The 1,443-nt window shown below is 41.5% G+C and carries 1 protein-coding gene and 1 pseudogene; one reads left to right on the top strand and one right to left on the bottom strand.

What is annotated here, in order from left to right:
- Window positions 1-258: pseudogene (locus FD47_RS16005) on the top strand (hypothetical protein); the annotation flags it as partial.
- A gap of 91 nt (window positions 259-349) precedes the next feature.
- Here the strand turns inward: FD47_RS16005 and FD47_RS14485 are convergent.
- Window positions 350-1,243 (bottom strand): aldo/keto reductase, encoded by an 894-nt coding sequence (locus FD47_RS14485; protein ID WP_054736754.1) that lies wholly within the window; start codon window positions 1,241-1,243, stop codon window positions 350-352.
- Between the last annotated feature and the right edge of the window lie 200 nt (window positions 1,244-1,443).

The following is a 1,443-nucleotide window of genomic DNA, read 5'->3' as shown; positions in this document are numbered from 1 at the left end:
CAAGTAAATCTTTTAAATCAGTTTCTTTGGCCATTTCAAAAGATTATTAATCAGAACACCTTAGCCTTTATCAGCTGGAACTCGTTTATTATCATCAGTATTGGTTTTGCTGTTGAGCTTATTTTTCATTGGTTTGACCTCCCCTTTCAAAGTTGGTGGGTTCTTTTCATTCATTCGCTGACTTGGACAGTCCCAGCCGCGGTCACCTTTTCACTTCTTTTAAGTCCAGGGGTTCAAAGTGGTTTTACCAAACATTAAAAAGCCACCAACAATAAATTGAGTTCATGTTGGTGGTATATTTTTATATTCATATTTTATATAAACCAAGCAAACCAATCAGCGCCACTAACTACTTTTTGGTGTCCGGCCACTGATCAATACCGTTACCAACCGAGCCGTTTGGATTATGCCATTGAAAGTCATCATACCAAAGGCCGCGTTTTCCCTGATCCAACTCATTGATCTTTTTAACGTCTTCATCACTGAGCGAGAAGTCAAAAATTTGACTGTTTTGAATAATCCGCTTTTCATGAGTTGATTTAACGACCGTGATGATGTCTCGCTGCCACTCCCAGCGCAAAATAATTTGAGCTGCAGATCGATCATACTTTTTGGCTAACGCGTCGATCACTGGATTATTTAGTGCTTCGCCGCCACCCAATGGTGACCAGGCTGTCATTTCAATGCTGTGGCTACGATCAAATTTCAGAATGTCCGCTTCCTGATTGGTTGGATTAAACTCCATCTGGTTAACAGCCGGCACAATTTCAGCTTCTTCAAGCAGCTTTTCCATCCGGTCATTATCAAAATTGGAAACCCCAATGGCTCGGATCTTGCCTTCATGATATAAGCGTTCCATAGCGTGATAGCTTTCAATGTAGGTTGCATCTACCGGCCAATGCATTAAGTATAAATCAACATAATCCAATCCTAAATCCTGCAGTTGATGATTAAATGCTTTAGCTACCTGTTCGTAATCACCCTGCTCACCGTTGTAAAGCTTGGTGGTTACAAACAAATCGGAACGCTTCAGGCCCGCCTGCTCCAATCCAAGCTTGATACCGGCACCGGTTCCCTGTTCATTACCATATTGTCTGGCTGTATCAATTGAGCGATAACCGTTTCGAATGGCTGCAGCAACTGAATCCCGAGATGTGTGATTATCCGTCTTCCAAACACCGAGCCCCAATCGTGGCATTTCAACACCATTGTTCAGGGTAATTGTTGATTTCAATCCGTCCATTATGAAACATCTCCAATCATATTTGTCTACCAATTAAAGCGTAACATATCACCCACCGTGATTCCAAACAGAAAGTGGGGAGCAAACACAAGTTAGCAACGCAAAAAGTCGAGAGAGTGTCCCGACTTTTGATGATGTTATCGAAAATAGACAGTGATCATTATTAATAAACGCGTTGTGCTAGTTATGAAATATTGGTT

Origin of the sequence: Lentilactobacillus parafarraginis DSM 18390 = JCM 14109, from assembly GCF_001435895.1 — a bacterium.
GTDB classification, from domain to species: Bacteria; Bacillota; Bacilli; order Lactobacillales; family Lactobacillaceae; genus Lentilactobacillus; species Lentilactobacillus parafarraginis.
This window is presented reverse-complemented; position numbering and strand designations above follow the sequence as displayed.

Bases quoted from the DNA above. Each gene is read 5' to 3' on its own strand.
- FD47_RS14485 (WP_054736754.1), bottom strand. From the start codon at position 1,243: ATGGACGGATTGAAATCAACAATTACCCTGAACAATGGTGTTGAAATG.